Annotated in this window: 13 protein-coding genes; 3 read left to right on the forward strand and 10 right to left on the reverse strand. The window is 40.5% G+C overall.

The window, feature by feature from the left end:
• Nucleotides 1-9: 9 nt before the first annotated feature.
• Together ACFFIP_RS00790 and ACFFIP_RS00795 are read right to left on the reverse strand one after the other, a co-directional pair.
• The gene (locus tag ACFFIP_RS00790) at nt 10-4974 is read right to left on the reverse strand and encodes a translocation/assembly module TamB domain-containing protein (protein ID WP_382385652.1); all 4965 of its coding nucleotides are present in this window, start codon (nt 4972-4974) and stop codon (nt 10-12) included.
• Between the two features lie 564 nt (nt 4975-5538).
• Nucleotides 5539-6144, reverse strand: a complete 606-nt coding sequence (locus ACFFIP_RS00795) for a hypothetical protein (RefSeq protein WP_382385653.1) — start codon at nt 6142-6144, stop codon at nt 5539-5541.
• Nucleotides 6145-6535: 391 nt separating this feature from the next.
• Here ACFFIP_RS00795 and ACFFIP_RS00800 point away from each other — a divergent pair, with 391 nt between their 5' ends.
• The 3 genes from ACFFIP_RS00800 to ACFFIP_RS00810 are packed head-to-tail and all read left to right on the forward strand — an operon-like array spanning nt 6536 to nt 9144.
• The gene (locus ACFFIP_RS00800; RefSeq protein ID WP_382385654.1) at nt 6536-7009 is read left to right on the forward strand and encodes a hypothetical protein; all 474 of its coding nucleotides are present in this window, start codon (nt 6536-6538) and stop codon (nt 7007-7009) included.
• Nucleotides 7006-8424: a CCA tRNA nucleotidyltransferase gene (locus ACFFIP_RS00805; RefSeq protein WP_382385655.1), complete on the forward strand. Its 1419-nt coding sequence runs from the start codon at nt 7006-7008 to the stop codon at nt 8422-8424. Before ACFFIP_RS00800 ends, ACFFIP_RS00805 begins: the two co-directional genes overlap by 4 nt.
• A gap of 9 nt (nt 8425-8433) precedes the next feature.
• Entirely contained in the window at nt 8434-9144 is a 711-nt protein-coding gene (locus tag ACFFIP_RS00810; protein ID WP_382385656.1) for a tetratricopeptide repeat protein, read from the forward strand.
• 579 nt (nt 9145-9723) lie between these two features.
• Here the strand turns inward: ACFFIP_RS00810 and ACFFIP_RS00815 are convergent.
• The 8 genes from ACFFIP_RS00815 to ACFFIP_RS00850 form a co-directional block, all read right to left on the reverse strand.
• The gene (locus ACFFIP_RS00815) at nt 9724-10173 is read right to left on the reverse strand and encodes a GNAT family N-acetyltransferase (RefSeq protein WP_382385657.1); all 450 of its coding nucleotides are present in this window, start codon (nt 10171-10173) and stop codon (nt 9724-9726) included.
• A gap of 185 nt (nt 10174-10358) precedes the next feature.
• The gene (locus ACFFIP_RS00820) at nt 10359-11042 is read right to left on the reverse strand and encodes an aspartate/glutamate racemase family protein (RefSeq protein ID WP_382385658.1); all 684 of its coding nucleotides are present in this window, start codon (nt 11040-11042) and stop codon (nt 10359-10361) included.
• 120 nt (nt 11043-11162) lie between these two features.
• Nucleotides 11163-11888, reverse strand: a complete 726-nt coding sequence (gene kdsB / locus ACFFIP_RS00825) for a 3-deoxy-manno-octulosonate cytidylyltransferase (protein WP_382385659.1) — start codon at nt 11886-11888, stop codon at nt 11163-11165.
• Between the two features lie 61 nt (nt 11889-11949).
• Nucleotides 11950-14403 carry a GumC family protein gene (locus ACFFIP_RS00830; RefSeq protein ID WP_382385660.1) on the reverse strand — a complete coding sequence of 818 codons (2454 nt, stop codon included), beginning with the start codon at nt 14401-14403 and terminating at the stop codon, nt 11950-11952.
• Nucleotides 14400-15212 carry a polysaccharide biosynthesis/export family protein gene (locus ACFFIP_RS00835; RefSeq protein WP_382385661.1) on the reverse strand — a complete coding sequence of 271 codons (813 nt, stop codon included), beginning with the start codon at nt 15210-15212 and terminating at the stop codon, nt 14400-14402. Before ACFFIP_RS00835 ends, ACFFIP_RS00830 begins: the two co-directional genes overlap by 4 nt.
• 1196 nt (nt 15213-16408) lie before the next feature.
• Complete coding sequence (locus ACFFIP_RS00840) at nt 16409-17035, reverse strand: hypothetical protein (RefSeq protein ID WP_382385662.1); 627 nt, start codon at nt 17033-17035, stop codon at nt 16409-16411.
• Between the two features lie 1046 nt (nt 17036-18081).
• Nucleotides 18082-19023: a polysaccharide deacetylase family protein gene (locus ACFFIP_RS00845; RefSeq protein WP_382385663.1), complete on the reverse strand. Its 942-nt coding sequence runs from the start codon at nt 19021-19023 to the stop codon at nt 18082-18084.
• A gap of 90 nt (nt 19024-19113) precedes the next feature.
• Nucleotides 19114-20229 carry a hypothetical protein gene (locus tag ACFFIP_RS00850; RefSeq protein ID WP_382385664.1) on the reverse strand — a complete coding sequence of 372 codons (1116 nt, stop codon included), beginning with the start codon at nt 20227-20229 and terminating at the stop codon, nt 19114-19116.
• Nucleotides 20230-20775 lie beyond the last annotated feature (546 nt).

Raw genomic sequence — 20775 nt, forward strand, 5'->3', positions numbered from 1 at the left:
TTCATTACGTTATTCCGGATTGTTTTTCTGAGTTTCATCCTCTTCTTTGGTAATGGCCTCTTTATTGGCCCTTGACCTCCACAATTCCCAAAAAGCATTGAATTCTTTATTGAATATAAAGCTGATCCCTGTGACAATAAGCTGTCCATCGATCACTGATTCAAACTGATTTCTACGATAAGCCTTTGCCCTCCATTGACCTTTGCTGTCCAATAGGTATTCAATGCTGACATCTCCAAAAAGCGCATCTCCCTGATTGACCTGTTGGTTGCTCCTGCCCTCCACATCCACCTGACCGCCTACCGAGATCACCAAGCGCTCATCCATCAGGCTCTGTTTTGCCGCTACATTCAACTGCGTTCGGTCTTGAGCACCTCCTGACTGATAATCAGTGTAAGAATCCAGGTCAAAATCAAGGGAAAAACCTGAATCACCGAACAACCTGTCTGAAAGGGCATTCATCTGATTGGACAAGACCTGACTTACACTTGACCTGGCCAAACTGACCGTTCCCCCAGAACTTCCGTCATTCCCTCCCATTGGGAAAAACTGATTCAGCACCAACAATGAAAAGACTTGTTTAGTCAACTCATCTTCTTTGTCATTGATCTGTTGAAGCATACTATAAACAGAACCTCCCAATGCCCCCCTGTCCTGTTCCGGTAAATCCAATTCAAATGTAATCTCAGGCTTTAATATCTCTCCTCCTATTTTAAGGTAAACTAAAAATGGCAAAACCTGCCTAAACTGACCCTTGGTTTCGGTATTGCTACCGCTCAATTGTGCCTGCATCAATTCTGAAGCTGAGGTCCTGACACTATAATTGGCTTGAAGATTGAGACTGGCGTCCATTGGATCTCCATTCCAAATTACCGTACTGCCTTTGGCCAGCTCAAACCTCCTATTGACCAACCCAAAAAGGTTGAGTTCATAATGACCTGAACCTACTTCATAACGTCCAGAAAGGGAAATATTCCCATTCGGGTTCATCACCATGCTAAGATCTGCTTCACCTTGAAGCCTGAGATTATCCCCTGTTCTTTCATCCACAATCAGATTAAAAACCGCCTGGGGATCCACCTGTAGCTTTGCCCTGACGTCATACCCCACAAGTCCTTTTGTAGAAATATCCATTTCTCTTTGGTACATGACATCATAGGGATCCTGATGATTGACAAAGATGACTACACCTGTACGTTCTACCAGTTCCAACTGACTTTCCGGTACGATAAAAGTAACACTCGTCCCTCTTTTGACTTTCATCGCCACATTTATCTCAGGAAGTGACAAAGAACCTTTGACCTTCATGTCAAGATCCACAATGGCTTTTCCAAAAAACAGATCGTTATCTTCTCTGGTGGAATTTAGAAACTGGAAATCTTCAGTAAAAAAAGTCAGGTCAAAATCCGGATCCGTCAAGTTTTCGGTAAGGATCTTACCATCCACCAGAAATGCATGCTTATTTTCATCTATGACCTTAAAATCAGATAGAATTATTCCGGAATTGTCAATTTGAATTTTTTCGTCAGGCATCAATAAGCTTGCATTCAGATCACTGACCAATAGGCCAGCTTCTTTGAAATTGAATACTCCCTTATAAACGGGCTCTTGAAAGGAACCTTTCAGGTCAATATCTGCTGAAATATAGCCTTTACCTTCCTTGACTGCCCCATCACTCAAGATCTCCAGCATCTTCATCTGCAAAGCATAAAGATCTAATTTTAGATCTAACTGGGAACTGACCGAATCAGCCATAATTTTTCCGGCCAGATCCATATCCACCATTCCTTCTTTTAAGGATAACAAAAATCCATATTGCTTTAAAGTTTCCGCTTTAGCCCTCATTTCCATCACACCCAATGGAATCTCGAGAATTACAATATCTCTTACATCCAAATCAGCCACTATTCCCAATGCCACAAATGGATTGATGACCACTACTTCCCCATTTGCAACTCCTGTAATCAAAGGTGTATCCGGATTAAGAAAACCCAAAAAGGTATTGATATCAAAATTTTGCATCATGACCCCTACATGATCTTCTTCAAAATTCTTGATCTGATTGGAAAAACGGATATTTTGCCCATTTCTTGAAAACATAAATTCATGAAATTCCAAAAATTTAGGACCAAACCGAAGATTATTATCCTGTGGAACATCCCAGGCTTGGCGGTTGAAAATCAAACCCTCCGGTTCAATATGATAAATAAGGGTGTCTCCCAAAATACCTAAGGAGGATTTTACATCCAGGACAGTCTCCCGGTCATCTTCAGAATAAAAACCTAAAAATATTTCCTCCCCTTTAAAATTGGCATTAATCCAGGATTTACCCATTTCAACTGGACCTGCATTAAAGCCTTCAAAACCCATATAAAAATCCAAGTTACCTTCACTTCCTGCAAATTTCAACAATAAAGAATCAAGTTGGCTTCCACTATACCTAACCCCCGGCAAAAGCACATTTGCCGTTAACTCCTTTTCATCAGATCTGTACATGAAATCAAGATGGAGCGTATCCATCTCTTCTATTCCTGCCAGTAATAACTGATCAATAAACGGTGTAGGTGAAAAGTCAAATTCACTTTTAGCCACCAAACCGGATTTTTGTTCGATGCCATCAGTACCTCCAATCAATTCTTCAAAATATAAGGTCAATGACTGGGAAAGAGCCGCAAAAGATCCATTGACATTCAAAAACCCTTTCAGAAAATCTGAATCCAGATGGAGCGATGACCCTTCTTCAGAAAGCTGTGCATCTAAGGCAATTTTCCCAACGGGATAAGGCCTGTTATCATAAAAAAGATAACCATCTTGAATGTCCAATACTGCTTTCAAATCCTCAAAAGAACCTTCTACCAACCCTTGAATATTCATTGTAGCACGGATATCTCTCTTGGTCAATCCTAAGGTCATTGCCTCAAGTTTCTTTATGTCAATTTTGAAAGCAAATTCCGGATGAAGACTGTCAAGTTTGGCTTGAAGACTCAAATCGATGTCCAAAAAGTCTGCTTTAAAAGTCAATGCAGCATCTGCTGCACCTTCCTTGGCTTCTGCATAAAACTCCAATGCTGAAAAATCATTACCGTTCCAAACCAATTGACCTATATCCAACTTGATATCTCCTTCAATGTCAGCGATACCGGAAGCTTTCCCTTTTACTTCTGTCATCAGACTTATTGGATCCAATTGAGGAATGTCCAAAATTTTGCCCAAATCAAGATTCTCCAATGAAATCTTCCCATCCGCACTGTAAAAAGTGTCCATTTGAAAATCACCATTAATTAGGATATTGCCGTCAGAGGTCCTTAATAAGACATCGGCAAATATTGATTTTAAGTTTCCTTTTCCCTTTGCCTCCAATTGGATTTCCGAGGGCAGGTTAAGTCCTGAGTCGCTTAAAAATGATTCCAAAACCTCCGCATTGGTTTTGAAAAAAATAGGCCCGGATTCAAATTGCAATTGATCAGGATCCAAAACTTGCTTTAAGTTGAGGTTTTCAACTTGGAGGGAACTTGATTTGCCATATTCCAAATTGAAATCTTGAACCTTTATATTACTGAGATTACCCCTGACTCTGCCTTTGGCACTCAATCCGTTTTTGACCAGTTCCTGAATATAAACATCTTGTTTAAGCTCAGGATCGAAATAAAAAATTTCGGAAAGATTGCTCCCGAATTCCTTGAGATTAAGGTCAATTGAAGCCTTTTCTGGCTTTTCAATGAAATCGGCTAAGCTATTAAACTGTACACCCAAATCTGCAGAAAGTTTAGACCCGGCAGTTTTGATCAAAAATTCATCTACCCGGATTCCCTGTTCATCCAACAAGACCTTTGTCTGAAGTGACTCCAGAGCAAATCCACTTCCTTCCTGGAATGTGAGTTGCGCAATATTCAAGCCTGCCTTTGGGGCTTTCAAGAAAAGATTGTTTGCGGAAAAGTTGAAATCACTGAGCGCTACTGCTCCTGGATTAAACTCCCCTTCCTTTATTTTTTGCCCATCCTGACTGAAAACTATCTGGCTATTGATAAGTTCAATGTCCCCGGCTTCAATCCACCAATCAGGAAAGTTGAAGGCAGTTGGAGAATCATCTGCTGTTTCCGGTTTTGGAGCATCTTCATTGCCCGTGATGAACCCCAAGTCTATATCCCCATTTTTCAGGATTAGGGATTTCAGAAGGACTCTTTGGTCTTCCAGGTTAGCTTCGGGCAGAGATAAGGAAAGTTCATCCCACTTTACAATAGCCTTAATACCATCAGGAATGGATTCATAGTACCAGTCAGCCTGATTGACCATCAATTGATCCAAAACCAATAGAGGTAGGGCAGGCTCTTCCTTCTTTTCCGTTTCTTCTGAAGGTAAGAAAGCCTTGGTTTGCACATATCGGAACTTTGATTGGGAAAGGGTAAAATCACCGATACCAAAGTCCATTTTATTCAAATCCAGCTGGTCTATGTCCAGGCCAAAGTATTGCCAGGAAGCCTCTGCATTAGTTCCCATTACTTCATCATCAAAGAAGATTTGGAAATCTGATAAACGAATCGGACCAACTTGAATTTTTGGCAGGAAACCTGAGTTTGAAACTTCATCAGCATCAGGTTTAGCAGGGTCTTTAGCTACAAAAGCCCTTACCAAAAAGTTAAAATTAAATTCCTGCCCAATACTGTCCCGCTTCACCTTGGCCCGCAATCCCTCCCATTCCAACTTGGACACCACATATTCGCCTTCTCTGAGTAATGTCTTAATGCCCAGACCTGTCTCCAATTTTCTGGAGTAAACCAAAGTATCCCCTTGCAGGTCTTCCAGATAAAGGCCTTCAAGATGAAAATCCCCACTGAATGTCATGTAAAGCCGGTCAATCTGAACTTTGGTGCCTGTCCTTTCACTTACAAAATGAACTGCCTTTTGAACAATGATATCCTGTCCCCAGGGACTTCTGACAAAAAGAATCAATCCAATCACCAGCAGTAAAATCACCGCAAAAGTGAGCCCAATTATTTTGAAAAATATCCTTAGAAACTTTTTGATAACAAATTATTTTTTTCCGGGTATAAATTCAAATATACATCATAAACCGTTTTTTTTCTTTGATTGTTGTGATAAATCAATCACGATTTTGGTAATAACGCTTTCAATCAGACATATTATCGGCAAACCAATTCCACTGCCCGAAACTGACCTAAATATTTTCCAGTTGTCCTGCTTCTCCAGAAGCTGGACCCTATTATCTAAGCTGTCCTACTTCTCCAGAAACTGAACTTTTTATCTGCGCTGTCCTGCTTCTCTAGAAACTGGACTCCATTATCTGCGCTGTCCTTCTTCTCCAGAAGCTGGAACTTAATAAATCTCCTTGAAGTATTCAGGCTGATTCTTCACCTGACTACCTTAAATCTTGCCATTCAGAATTTTCCCTTGATCAGTATATTTAGAGTATTGGCGGGTTTAAAATCCATGATGTCTTATTTCGAAATTGTATCCCGAGATAAAAGTAAAAAACCGCCTAATGACGGTTTATTTTAGATCAACTGGGATTTCTAAGTGCTAGTCCAGGCTATTTAAAAGAGTTTCCAATTCTTCATAGGACATTTTATTCAAGGCATCCATATCAATTCTGGCACCTGAAGAATTATACAGAATGACCACTCTGAATTTAGCTTCTAAACCTGCCCAAGTAGGCGCTTCACCGTGACTGTCGTAAGTATACAGTAAGAAGTTTTCAGGATCATCGACAAAATAGGGGGCATACAAAAACGCCAGATGAGAAGTGACAGTACTTCCGTATTTGTAAGAAAAAGGAAGAGGTGACCATACAGACCATTCGTCAAATTGGGCAAAACGAACAAAAGCCAAAACTGCACCGGAGTTGACAACAGTAGGTGTGATATCAGGAATTGAAGTCAGATAAGCATAGGTAATTCCACTTTCCTCTTCATCACTTTCCAAAAACCAATTTTCACCAACTGTTTCGAAGTCAATGAATTTATAGGCACCAATACCGGCTGGACCGGCTGGACCCGTAGCACCAACAGCACCCGTAGGACCGGCTGGACCAACTGGGCCGGCAGGACCTTCAGGTCCTTCGCAAGAAAGGGAAAACACCATCAACAATGGTAAAAATCCCAAAATCAAATGTTTTAGTTTTTCCATGACAGTAGATTTTTGATTTAGATAAAAATACTGACTAACAAACTAATAATCAGTGACTTATATCATAATCAGAAATGATTTGGACTTCAAAAGACCGCAAGTAAAAAATGTGATATCATTCATGTCCGGTGATCATTTAAACATCAGAGTTAGCTGTCCCGCTTCTCCAGAAGCTGGACTGTCGTTATCCCTATCAGCACAAGAATTCGTGGCACAAAGATCCTTCCCCCCACAGAACCAATCTCTCAATCTCACCAAGCTTCATCCGAAATCCGATATACCAAGCGCAGCTTCCATTTTAATTTTCTCCCTTTTATTAAAAATCCACATTAAATCCCATCATTCGTGTTCCTCTCAAAATTCTACCGTATTTTTGTAAAAAAACAGCAAAGTGGAAATCAAAGAAGCAGTCAATATCATCAAAGAGAAAGGAAGAATCCGCATCAAAGAAGGGCATGGTACCATCTTGGAACTGATCACATTGGAAAATTGGAACCCAGAAAATGATGATTTCGAGGGAATTTTCCTCTTTTTTGACCTTTTTCAGATCAGATCTGTGGCGGAACAGTTCTCTGACGTTTCACTGGATATCATTGAGTTTGCAACCAAACCTACCATTTACCAAACCCCGGTCAACAGGATACTAAAAAACGGTCCGATAGAACACGGTAACGTACGTTTTGCCGTCATCAAAAAAGATTTTTGGAACAAATTGCTGTTTGCTTATTCCCAGCCACTTATCCTTCAATATTCCAAAACTGTAGAATTTGACATGGCAACGGATGAGTTTTTCCCACTATTGAGTGCGGGTACTAAAGAAATGTTTTTGAGTCCCGACGGGGATGTCAAAATCCTGAAAGCATGAATTTTAAAGAACATTTAGAATCACTGGACATATTCAAAAGAGTTGGGCGTGTTGCCGATGAACTGGGTTATGAAACCTATGTGGTCGGTGGTTATGTCCGCGACCTGATCTTGGAGAGACCCTGTAAGGACATTGATTTTGTCTGCGTGGGTTCAGGTATCAACTTGGCACAGAAAGTCGCAGAAAGTTTTGATGAGCATGTTCCCTTATCTGTCTTCAAAAATTTTGGTACAGCCAATATCCGCCTGGACGATTGGGAGGTAGAGTTTGTCGGGGCCAGAAAAGAATCCTACCGACATGATTCCCGCAAACCCATTGTTGAAGACGGTACCCTGCAGGAAGATCAGGAAAGAAGGGACTTCACCATCAATGCCATGGCAATTTCCGTCAATGCCCATAATTTTGGAGAATTGATTGACCCTTTCGATGGACTTGGCGATATCAAAAGAAAAATCATCAAAACCCCTACAGATCCCATCATCACTTTTTCGGATGATCCGCTGAGGATGATGCGCGCAGTACGTTTTGCCGCACAATTGAAATTCGACATCGAGCCGGACACCTTTTTGGCCATTGTCCATGATGCCCATAGATTGCAGATTGTATCTGCGGAGAGGATTATCGACGAGCTAAACAAGATTGTGATGACAGCTAAGCCATCTTATGGTTTCAAACTGCTTTTTGTCAGTAAGCTCCTACATCAGTTCTTTCCCGAAATGGTGGAACTTCAGGGAGTGGATTCTGTTGGAGATAAATCCCATAAAGATAATTTCTACCATACCTTACAGGTATTGGACAACATTTCAGTAATGACCGATAAACTTTGGCTGAGATGGGCGGCCATTATGCATGACATTGCCAAACCTGCCACAAAGCGCTTCAATCCCAAAGTGGGCTGGACCTTTCATGGTCATGAAGACAAAGGTGCCCGAATGACCCCCGGCATTTTCAGAAGACTGAAATTACCGATGGATGAAAGGATGAAGTATGTGCAGAAGCTGGTCCGTCTTCACCTTAGGCCTATTGCCTTGGTATCGGACAAAGTAACTGATTCTGCTGTAAGGAGGCTTCTTTTCGATGCAGGAGATGATGTGGACGACCTGATGACCCTCTGCAGGGCAGATATCACTTCCAAAAACAACAACAAAGTGCAACGTTTCTTGTCCAACTTCGATAAAGTTGAACAAAAAATCATTGAAGTAGAGGAAAAAGATCAAGTCAGGAACTTCCAACCGCCTGTTTCAGGTGAGGAAATCATGGGAATTTTTGGTCTAAAACCTTCTAAATTGGTGGGAGATCTCAAAGAAGAAATCAAAGAAGCGATTCTAGAAGGACAAATTCAGAACAATAAAGCTGAAGCTTTGGACTTATTGTATAAATTAGCCGATCAAAAAGGTTTAAAAAAGCAACACTAAAAACAGTATATGAATAAGATTACCCTAATAGCCGGCCTACTGATTTGTATGGCTACTTCAGTTTTTGCACAACAGGAAAATGCACAGCAGGATTCCGAGACTTTGAGAAAGCGAAATGAGTCAGATCAACGCATCTATCAATTGGCAATGCGATACAACGATTTATCTGTTGCCAGAATGAAGTTATTTGACCTGATAGAAAGAAATCCAAGCAATACCCGCTATCCTGAGCTTCTGGCCACCTTGTATTTTGATGCAGGGCAATATGCTTCCGCTGCAGTCTCTGCTATTGATCTTTTGGAAGTAAATGACAAAAGCGTCACAGGTTTGGAAATTGCCGCTTACTCATTGGAACAATTAGGTGCCATGGACAGGGCTTTGCCGCATTTTGAAAGACACTACCTGCTCACTGGAAATCTATTCAGTTTGTATAAAACAGCATATATGCAATACTCCCTGAACCGTCAGGAAGAAGCACTCAATTCCTTGAACATGCTGATCAAAAACAACAAGTCTGCAGAAGAAGCTATCGGATTTCCTTCGGCCTCAGGTGACACCCAAGAAATCAATTTAAAAGCTGCCGCCCTGAACCTCAAGGCTATGCTTTATATGGATCAGAAAAACAAAGCAGAAGCATTGGATGCCATCAATCAGGCTTTAGCGCTCAGCCCTGACTTTGAACTGGCCAAAGAAAACCTGGTTGAAATTCAGAAAATGTAATGATCAGGTTTCCTAGCAATAGGAAAGTTAATAAAAAGAGGGAGGGAAATGCGGTGATTAGGCATTCCCTCCCTCTTTTTATTTATTGACCACATTCACTCTGAGATTTTAAAACCGTCTTCTCGAAATTTGATGTTTTGTGAGGCTATAAAACGGATTTTTTATCTACAATTCAAAACTCCGATTACCTAAAGATTATAAATCCCAATTCAGAAGTGATATATAAAATGCGTTAAACATTCATAGCTGCTTAATTCCAGAAATAATCAATTTGTGCAATTAGTGTAATTCCTGCCTGCAGCAGGCAGGTGTGGTTATATTTTCTATTCTATCCGCGGTTCCATATAACCGGCGTATGCAGACCATTCTCCGAAACCTTAAAAAGGTCTAAACTTATGCCTACCATAATTCTGGACAAGTTTTTCACTTATGACTTGGCTCTTCATTCTTCATTTTACACTCATCATTCTAAATTCTCATGCTCCAACTACGACAACCCGACAACAATTAAAACATTTTTCAATCAACACTCTTCATTCCTCCCAATTCCCTTTTCACTCTACTTATAACCCTTTAACCTCAAGCATCCAGAAAAAACCTCATTTTTTGCTTTCCGGTACTTCCTAATCCTACGTAGAATTTAATGGCACGGGCATTGAACTCAGGTGTTTGCCACTGAATATTGAAGCATTTGTTTTTTCTGGCTTCCTCCCGGATTCTTTTCATGATTTCCGCACCTATTCCCATACTTCTGTATTCCTCATTCAGGAAAAGACAATCCATAAATAAGATTGGGGCAGCATCTCTGGTAGAAAAATCAAAAGTAAAAGAAGTAAACCCCTCAGCCTTGCCATCAATCTCGACGATCCAAACATGAAGTCTTTGAGGAGTCCCAAAAATACCGGCTCTCAAGCCTTCCAGTTTTCCTTCAGGTGAATATTCAGAATTTTCAAAAGCTGCATGTGCAGCACATAAATTGACCAAATCTGGTAAATCTTTTTCTTCACAAGGTCTGATGATGTATTCCATTATTTTTCTGATAGGTTTAACAATAATGGAAAATGCGCAAAAAAATCCATTTCTCTAAGGACTCCTCTGAAAACTTTGAATAATTGGTGATTAGTGATTAGTTAATTAGTAATTGGTAATTTGAATTTTGGATTTTGGATTTTAGATTTTGGATTTTGGATTTTGGATTTTGGATTTTGGATTTTTTATACGTTTAAAATAAAATCCACCGCCATCTGCGCGTGCAGCTGTGTAGTAGAAATCAAAGGAAAATCACTTTCCTCCTGTTTGATCAGCAAAGGCAGTTCAGTGCAGCCCATAATCATTCCCTCTGCCCCTTTTTTTGCCAAATACTTCATCTGGCATTTATAAAACTTTTTCGCTTCTTCTGTAAATTTCCCTTGGGTAAGTTCTTTGGATACGAATTCATGGGAAATGTCAATATATTCCACATCCGGAATAACCGTGTCAATATCAAAATGCTCCTTGAGGTAAGAAGGTATAAAAGAGCCCGTCATGGTAGGCCTATTGCCGAGCAATCCCAAAGTTTTCAATCCCTTTTCCTGAGCACTGCGGCCTATTGCCTCTGCAATATGCAAAATGGGAATATTGATTTGCGGCTGCACAAAATCATATACCATATGGGGTGTATTGGCACAGATCAGGATTCCTTGCGCTCCTGCCCTTTCCAGATTACGGGCTGTTTCAAGATATGTCTGATTGATCTTTTCTTTATTTTGCTCCCGCATCAACTGTATATTTTGACTATAAATCAGCAATGGAGGGTTTTGTTCATGGCCAATACGTTCGCCAGCCAGTTCATTGATCAATTTGTAATATTCTATAGTGGAGTGCCAAGAGGTTCCTCCAATCATTCCTAGTAGTTTCATATTGTCAAAATAAACAATGAATTCTTATATATTCGGTGACAATTGACACAGGAGTTCAGAAGAGAGAATCAACAGTTGCTCAGGAAAATATTGTTCAAACAGGCAAAGAACTTATGCAGTTCATGCTTGTTTGTTGAAATAAGCAATGGCCTTATCCAAGTCTTCCTTGGTATCAATGGCAACGGCCTGATGGGTTGTTTTCACCATCCTGATAGTAACACCATTCTCCAACAATCGCAGTTGCTCCAACATTTCGGTTTGTTCCAAGTCTGCCTTTGGCCATTGGGTAAAAGCCAAAAGTAAATCTTTACGATAAGCATAAATCCCGACATGCTTCCAATATTGAACCGGGGTTCCAAGATCCCTGACATAAGGAATAGGTGACCTGCTGAAATAAAGGGCATTGCCGATCGTATCTGTCACCACTTTTACAGCATTAGGGTTTTGCGCCTCTTCAGCGGTAATGGGAAACATCATGGAAGCCACCCTGACTTCCGGATTCTCAAAAACCTTTAATAAATCTTCCAGTGACTTCTTGTCCTGAAAGGGTTCATCTCCCTGTACATTGACGACTATATCGGCATCTTCGATCATGGCCGCTTCAGCTATTCTATCTGAACCACTTTCATATTCCTTGGTGCTCATAAACACATCCCCACCGATTTCCTTGATCTGGGCTGCTATCAGTTCATGGTCTGTCACCACAATCACCTTTTCAAACAAATCAGTATCCACAGTACTTTCATAGGTTCTCTGAATGACAGAAAGCCCACATAAATCCTGTATCAACTTGGCAGGAAAGCGGGTCGATGCATATCGGGCGGGAATGAGGGCGATGGATTTCAAAATGTTATGATGTTTTGATAGAATACAAGATTGACCATCTATGAATTGTGGAATTCAAGGATTAGACCCTAAATCTTGAAAGAAGTTTCTCCAACCATTGATTAGGAGCTTTCTTCTCTTCCATTTCATAGTAATTACCGGTGTATTTATTCTTTCTGAGGTAAGAGTAATTATAGCCATAGCCGTAGTTATAGCCACCAAAGTCATAGATGTTGCCTCCAGCTTTCATACCATTAAACACCGCATAAATACTGCTGATCTGATCATTGGCATACAGATCATTGATCATTAACAAATACCTCTTGTGGGTATAATTCTGTCTGACAATATAAAGGTTGATATCAGAAAACCTCAACAGGTCCATTGTCTCTGAAACCAGTCCAATTGGAGGGGTATCCATCACGATGACTTCAAACTCAGATTCTAAATGTTGGATCAACTCAGCCATTCTGTCCTTCAAAAGCAATTCTGCCGGATTAGGTGGTATAGGGCCTGAAGGTACCAGAAATAAATTCTCATATTTGGTGGCCATGACTATATCCTCCTTCTCTGCTTTGTTAACCAAATAATTGGAAAGACCGGTTTTAGCCTCCAACCCAACATAGTCTGACATCCTAGGCTTCCTCAAATCAAGTCCTACAAGACAGGTTTTCTTGCCACTCAAGGCCATGGCCGCAGCCAAGTTTAAGCTGACAAATGTTTTTCCCTCACCGGACACTGAAGAAGTAACCAGTATTTTCTTGCATTTTTTATCACTGGCAATGTAAAACAAGGCTGACCTAAGTGACCTGAAAGATTCCGCAACCATCGTTTTGGGATGTTCGGCCACCAACATGTTGGTTTCCTTTGTACTCAAACCAATTGTCCCCAATAAAGGTATCCTCAGTGCATTCTTCAACTGTATCTGATCCATGATCTTATTGTTGAAGTAATGGTACCCCAATAAGAATAATAATGGAATAAAAAATCCCAGACCAACAGCCATTCCGTAATTTTTTGGCTTTTGAGGAAAAATCAAACTACCCATCCTGGCATAATCAAGCACAGAATTATCAGAAATATTAGAGGCTTTAGCAATCCCTGCTTCGGCACGCTTTTCCAGAAGGTAATTATACAGGTTTTCCCGTAACCTGTATTGCCTAAAAATATTGGTATAATCAGACTCTGTCTGTGGAAGCTTTGAAAACTCCTGGTCATATTTATCCAGTTTTTTCATAGCCTCCGCTTTTCTTCTTTCGGTATTGATGACCAGGTTATCAATGTTTTCAAAAACATTCTCTCGAAGCTTGGAAATCTGTTCATCCACCTCTTTGACTTTCGGATGATTGTCATTCACCAAGACCAACAACTTCCTCCTGTCTAAAGAGATATCAACCAAGCTCTTAATCAACCCATTGAGAAAGGAATCATTCAAGCCCACTACAGATGGGGCGATAATATCTGTGTAATCACCGCTTTTTGTCTGTAAATAATTTTGTAGAGATTTATAATAGCTTAGCTCAAATTCAATATTTTGGATCAAGTCCTCAAGCGTCTGAATATTGCCCAAAACCCCGCCAAACTCAGAATTCACATCCAATAACTTGTTTTCTACCTTGAAATTGAGCATAATCCTTTCCACCTGTTTCAGCGAATCCTCCAGCACCTGCATCTGCTCATCAATGAAATCCAAAGTATTTTCCGAAATCCTATTTTTTTCTTTTAGATCATAGTCGATGTAGGACTCCATCAAGGCATTCACATAATCCCTTCCCTTTTCCACTACACGGGTCACCATAGAAACCTGCAAGACCGTACCATAACTGTTAATAGGCCTTACAGTAATGGCCCTGGAATATTGATCGATAATATTGGTAGGATTATGGATGACAAAATAGAGTTTGTCCCCTTCCTTCATGTTCTTGGTCTTATGGATGGTAAACTTAGATCTACTGCCCACTATTTCCTGCCCAAAACTATACGTCTTATCCAAAATTTCTGCATCTACAGGACCGTCGGCTTTGGCCTGCATAAAATCAAAAAATCCCTTTTCTTCGCGGCTAAGCCTAAACTCATCCTCAGAAACCAAGGTGAAATGAATGGTGCCTGTTTCGAATTGTGGAAAATCCCGGTCAACTTCTACCTTAATCGGTGATTTGTCATAGAGTTCAACTTCTTTGATATTGGTAAAAGCAAAATAACTCACATCAAAATGAAGTTTTTTCAGCGCCTCTTCCGCAAGGTTTTTAGAAGTCAACAACAAGATGTCATTTTCCAGGTTATTACCTCCACTAAAAATATTGGACCTATCCAATATACGGACCTCAGGAGTGTTTTTCTGCTTGATCAAAATACTTCCCCGAACCTCATATTCCTCTACAGAATAACGGTGAAAAAGGAAAACAGCCACCAAGGACATAAAAATTCCTGTCAGGTAAAGAGGCCAATACCTGGAATATTTGATCAGGTAATATTTGATATCTATAGGCTTGACCTCATCCTCAAATTTCGATATATCTACTTTCCCGTCTATCATAGATTGCCCCTCAACAATGCAAATAAAACCAACAATGACGAAGTTACCGATAAAATCAGACCCAATGAGGAAGAAAGGTTGTCCGCCCGCCCAAATTGCCTGATATTCATCGGTTCCAGATACAAAATATCATTGTTTTGTATAAAGAAATAAGGAGATGCCAATAAAGCCCTGTCATTCAGGTTGATCTGATGGATTTTGGTTCCCCCATCGTATTGCCTGATCAGGAATAATTTATTCTTTTTGGCCAGTATATTAGACTCTCCTGACATGGCCAAAGCATCAAAGATGGTAGCTCTGTGCTTCAAGATGGTCTTGGTGCCAGAACTGCTGAACTCTCCCAAAGCGGTAAATCTTATCCCTCCGATCCTAAGTCTGACATACACATCGTCTTTGAAATAGGTATTGATCGCTTCCTGTACTTTGGTTTTGGCCTGTTCCTCATTCAGCCCCCCTATTTTGATCTTCCCCAAACGTGGCAATTCAACATATCCTTCAGAGTCTATGGCATATCCTGTAAGGAAAAACATATCACCTCCACCCATCATACCCCCCATACCCATACGCATGTTTCTAGACCCCTGAAACTCAAAGGCCTTGGTAAGTTCCTCATCCGCAGAAGCAAAATCAATATCCACAACATCAAATGGCTGAAGTATATAATTCTTTTCATATTCAGCAAAAGGGATAAACTCCTCCAGATCTATCGGATCATTTCCAGGTAGATTTTGAAGGTAAGTAATCCTTTTATTGCTGATGCAAGAGGTTGCAAAAAATAAGATTAAGGAAAAAAGAAAGAGGTTTTTCATGTCATACACAAGGCAATATACTGCTTCAAATATAAAGAAATATTGGAATTATGCAGACAATTTCCACTACCAGTATTTGGGATTATATACCACCATGATTTTATGGTAAATAAAATGGATTTAATCACCCAAAATGCGGTATTGGAGCATTTTCAAGAAAATTATTTTTTTCAAAGATTTAGTTAAGTGCTGAAATGAAAGGGAATTTATCCGACTTTCTGTTTTTCCTGACAGTTAGCCTACTTCTCCAGAAGCTGGACTCCCTTAAATCTCAACTAGCACAAGAATTCGCGAAAATTCGCAAGCTTCGCGCATAATTCATTTACCTAATTAGCAATGATGTATAAAAGGCGTTAAACATACATTTCTGTCTAATTCCAGAAATAATCAATTTGTGTAATTAGTGTAATTCCTGCCTGCAGCAGGCAGGAGTGGTTATCTTTTCAAATCTATCCGCGGTTCCGTATCGCCGGCGTATTCAGACCATTCTCCGTTTTAGACAACGTCGCCGGCCTGCCTGACCGGCAAAGGCAGGCTCTGGAAACGGGCAACCCTCAATCAACCCAGGGTTCCGAGGCTTGCTGCCACTCACCCTGGGCTTTTACAGAACGCCCCCTTGGGGCTCTTTGGTACCCACCTAAATTTAGATTACCCAGCGCCAGCTGCTTAGCGTTCTTCCTTCGTCTTGTCCTAATTCATACGCCAGAATTATGTAGAAATACCTCCCCAACCTTTCAATTTTCTTTGTGATCCTTAGTGGTTTTAGTGGTATTTAAAAAATCTCTGTGACTCTCGGTGCCTCCTCGGTGTAACCCTGCCGGCTGAAGGCGGGTCTGTGTAATTCAAAAAAATTATCTGCGCCCTTCAGGCTCGTTTAGCTTCGATAGGGATTTCCCCTCAACCGGGATGGCCTCCAACCATCCCTCTGATATCCCGGCCCTTCAGGCCTATTCAACTTGCTCAGAAATCTTTCCCATAACAAAACCGTCATCCGGAACTTTAGAAAAGTTCAAACTTTTGCCTTTTTACTTTTGCCTTGGCTCTTAAATCATTCTTCATTTTTCACTCCTCATTCTACATTCTCAACCCTTTTTCCTTGGCTCTTCAATCATTTTTCATTCTTAACTCAAAATTCTTCATTCTCCTCCCCTCCATGGATCTCTCTCTCCCATTATTCACAGGACAAGTTGTGTAATTCAAAAAAGTATGGAAATCACCCAAATGATATAAAAACAGAGCACCCCAACCCAGCTAACTGGATGGATTTTTTTAAGGATTTTCCAGTCATAGATAAAAAGTGAAATAAACAAAAGATTCCAAACCAAACCTTCAAACAAATCAAATTCGAAATCCACCAGACCAATATGTTCCCCAATTCGGCCCAAAACAGGTTCCAACATATACAGAGATGCCATAAACATATACCGTTTATGCAAATTCCCCTTCCTCCTGTTTAAATAGCCTAATAAAACCAAAACAGCAAAGCCTAACATCAGGAATCGGTTGGCTTTTATCCAAAATGGCATAGCTCCCCAGCTTTCATATACTTCAAAAAAAATATACACTGTACTTATAAACACTCCAATAGCTGAAACCATACCAGCAACTCCCCATTTTATATGAGACCCATGATCTCCCTTCCTAATTAAATTCGACTGAACTACAAAAATGCCCAACCAGGCAAAACAAAAAAGTCCATGAATAATGAATTTGGGATCCTTATTGCTTTCTTGACCTACATCAGTGACCAAATTATCTGAAAAACCAATGAGTGATAAAAACAATATCAACATACTGGCAATTAGGAAATAATGCTTTTTCATTGTGTTTCGGACAGGAATTTAATTCTAACAAACCCAATTTATACCATTTTAAATTTCATAATTTAATACTTAATTCCTGTCAAGTTTGGCATATTTTTATTTTTTGATTTCAATCTTTGGTAAAAAAACAAACCTTCCAGCTACCTGATTCATGACCCTATTGGTTCTTCAGACTTGGACCCCTTTATTGAAACCAGTACAAGAATTCTCGAAAATTCGCAAGCTCCGCACCTAATTCATTTTCTTTTGTTGCATTGATCAGAAAATCACATCAAAATCCCCTAGCTGCTAAAATGTAGAATTTAAAAATTAGTGTAATTAGTGTAATTCCTGCCTGCAGCAGGCAGGAGTGGTTATCATTTCAAATCAATTCGCGGTTCCGTATCGCCGGCGTATCCGGGATGGCTTCCAACCATCCCTCTGATATTTCGGCCCTTCAGGCCTATTTAATCGACCAAAAATCCATTTTCTTCTCCAAAAATGTAATCCCTATCAGCACAAGAATTCGCGAAAATTCGCAAGCCCTGCGCCTAATTTTCTTACCCTTACTGCTATGATGACAATAAAATACCAAAATCCTTAACCAGTTTAAAATCTACTTAATTTGTGAAATTCGTGAAATTTGTGGTTATCTTTTCTATCCTATCCGCGGTTCTATATCGCCGGCGTATCCGGGATGGCCTCCAACCATCCCTCTGATATCCCGGCCCTTCAGGCCTATTCAACTTGCTCAGAAATCTTTCCCATAACAAAACCGTCATCCGGAACTTTAGAAAAGTTCAAACTTTTGCCTCCCGAAATTCTTCGGGACAAGTTTTTTACTTTTGCCTTGGCTCTTAAATCATCCTTAATTCAACATTCTCAACCCTTTTGCCTTTTTACTTTTTACTTGGCTCTTTATTTTCCTCCGTGTACCAAAAGCCAAGCGCAGCGTCCTTTTTCCTTCCGAAATCCCACTTTTTACTTTTGCCTTGGCTCTTATATTTCCTGTGCATCCCTGATTAGTGTTGACCGTTTTGTGATTTGTATTTCCTGTCTTATACCCCTTAAAACTCCCCCATACTCCTCGACTCCATACCATAGGTATCCTTCAAAACCGAAAAGTTTTGTAAAATATCCTCCAAACATCTTAGGTTCTCCTTAGGATAATGTCCGAAATTATGAGGATGCCACCAAAGATGATAAACCTCCCCTGACTTAGCTGCTGCTTCCATCTCTTCTTTTATCCTACTGATCCTCTTTTGGTTAAAAAGTGAACCTTTCCTGAATGGCCTCAGCAACCTAGAGGCAGGTAAACCCAACAATTCCTCACCGTTACGCTGAGGTGCTTGATAACTGGTTTTTTGACCCAAAGAAACTAAAGTGTCTCCTGTCCTAAACAGCCTTTTAATCAGATTTTCATCTACGGTATGTTTCCAATACCAATCCTGCGGGTTGGTCCTGACTGTATCAAATCCTTCCTCCTTACTGATAGCAAGGGCTGCTTCATTGATCTGATTTCTGGGAAAAACCAGTGATTTGAGCTCTTGTCCAAATTTACTCTTTGCAATGGTCTTAGCGGCTTTCAAGTCAGCCCTAAATGCCTTCGCACTTCCTCCATTTTCACAGGTATAAAAGTGGGCAAAAGTATGGCTCCCCAACTCCTGTCCAGGACAATCAATCAGCTGACGGACTAAATGGGGTGCAAAAAGGGCTTCCTCCCAAATCTGTGGCTGTGCATCAAACCATCGATATGCAGAGTAGCGCTCATACTTGTATTGGGGCAGAACTGTAGGCATGTAAGCCCTCCATTCCTCTTCATTATCGGCCATCAGGCTACCTACTGTAGCCCATGTGGCATGAACACCATAGTGCTCAAACATTTCCAAAATCGCAGGAACAACCTGAAGCGTTTCCTGATAATATTCTAGATAATCTCGCAATCGAGTCTTATCAAACCTCCCCCAGTGGAGCTCAAAATCCAAAGAAATGGTCAAAAAAGATGTCACCTTAAAATAATTAATCCGGGTTGAAGATAGTAATTATTTCCAATTTTGATCATAAAGTTTCCTGTATTACAAACAAACTGTCATTTTTACTCAATTAACATCCAACCTACATTTCCGATTTACCCATACCCCCCAACCCAAAAGGTAGAAAAACGGCATATAAAATGACTTCATCCGCATGATGATACCTAAATTATTTAGGGTCAATGCATAAGCAATACTCAATACCAATCCAAAAAAAATCCCTATCCATAAAAACTTCGGAATCTTTCTCAAACCACCTTTTCCAATTCCCAATATTAAAACCAACAACATCAGCAGCGCAAACAAGTTTTCCAATCCTGCCATCCACTGCCAAAAATTACTGCCTTCCCCAATAAATGGCCGAAAATAAAGTGTCCATATTTTCATCCACCAGGAATATTCCGACATGGGCACTGCAGAACCTGCTCCAAAACCGTCCAAAAAACGCATCTGTTCTTCTGAAAACCCATAAAGATCCGCTGGACTCAAAGCCTCCATATGGGTGATGTATAATAAAAATCTAAGTACAGCCAATCCAGCAAAAATAATCAGTGCAGATCCAATCCACTTAATCCAAATTGGCAATGACTTTTCAAGCCATAGAAGAGGAAATAAAAACCCCAACAAAATTCCGCCCTGCAAGGGCCTGACCATATAGGAAATGAAAATACCAAAAATTGCCCAATGCCATTGCTTTTCTAAGTTGCGGATACCTTTTAAAAACATAACCAATCCCACCAAACTCAATGACTCTTTCCCAATTCCAGAAGTCCAGAAATGTAGGTTAGGCATCAGGAAAATCAACCATAAAAGAACGGTCAACAAACCTTTTTCCTGTCTTGGAAATACCTCCTTGACCATTTGAAGCAATTCTCTTACTGCCCAAAAAGATGCCAGAGCATACAATACATTGCCCAACCAAAACGGTAAACCCAACACCTTTGCAGGTATATAATTCAGCCATTGTAAAAAATAGGACCTTGTCCCCCAATGATCCGACCAGGTTTGAGGATCATGTCCGGTCTCTGCTGTTAGGTTCCAATACCGTATGGCATCTCCGCCATTTGCTTGTAAGTACAGCGTGAAAACGATGGCAAAGAAAAGGTGGTAAAGAAAAAGCCACACATCGGACTTTTCGATTCTCCTAAGACAATTGCTGACCACCTGTTTCAGTTTACCCATATCATGTTTTCAAAAATGATTACCTATCCGAATATACATGAACCAAAATACAAGAACCAAATACCTCTACCTACAATTTTAAAAAAAATCAACTCCCCTATCCGAACTTCACTGTCCTGCTTCTCCAGATGCTGGACCCCCGTATTGAAACAAAAATTCGCGAAAATTCGCAAGCTCCACGCCTAATTCATTTCTTGTGATGCATTGATCATAAAATCACATCAAAATTCTCAAGCAGCCAAAATATAGAATTTAAAAATTTGTGAAATTCCTGCCTGGCAGCAGACAGGCGTGGTTATCTTTTCTATCCTATCCGCGGTTCCATACCGCCGGCGTATCCAGACCATTCTCCGTTTTAGACAACGTCGCCGGCCTGCCTGACCGGCAAAGGCAGGCTCTGGGGACGGGCTGACCTCTATAAACCCAGGGTTTTGGTCGTTCCTCCCGACACCCTGGGCTGTTACATCCCGCCCCTTCAGGGCTCTTTGATAAACAATTGCTTTGAGGAATCAACACCCCAGCGCCAGCTGCTTTGTGCCCTTCCCC

Source organism: Fontibacter flavus (genome assembly GCF_042432905.1).
Taxonomy (GTDB): Bacteria; Bacteroidota; Bacteroidia; order Cytophagales; family Cyclobacteriaceae; genus Fontibacter; species Fontibacter flavus.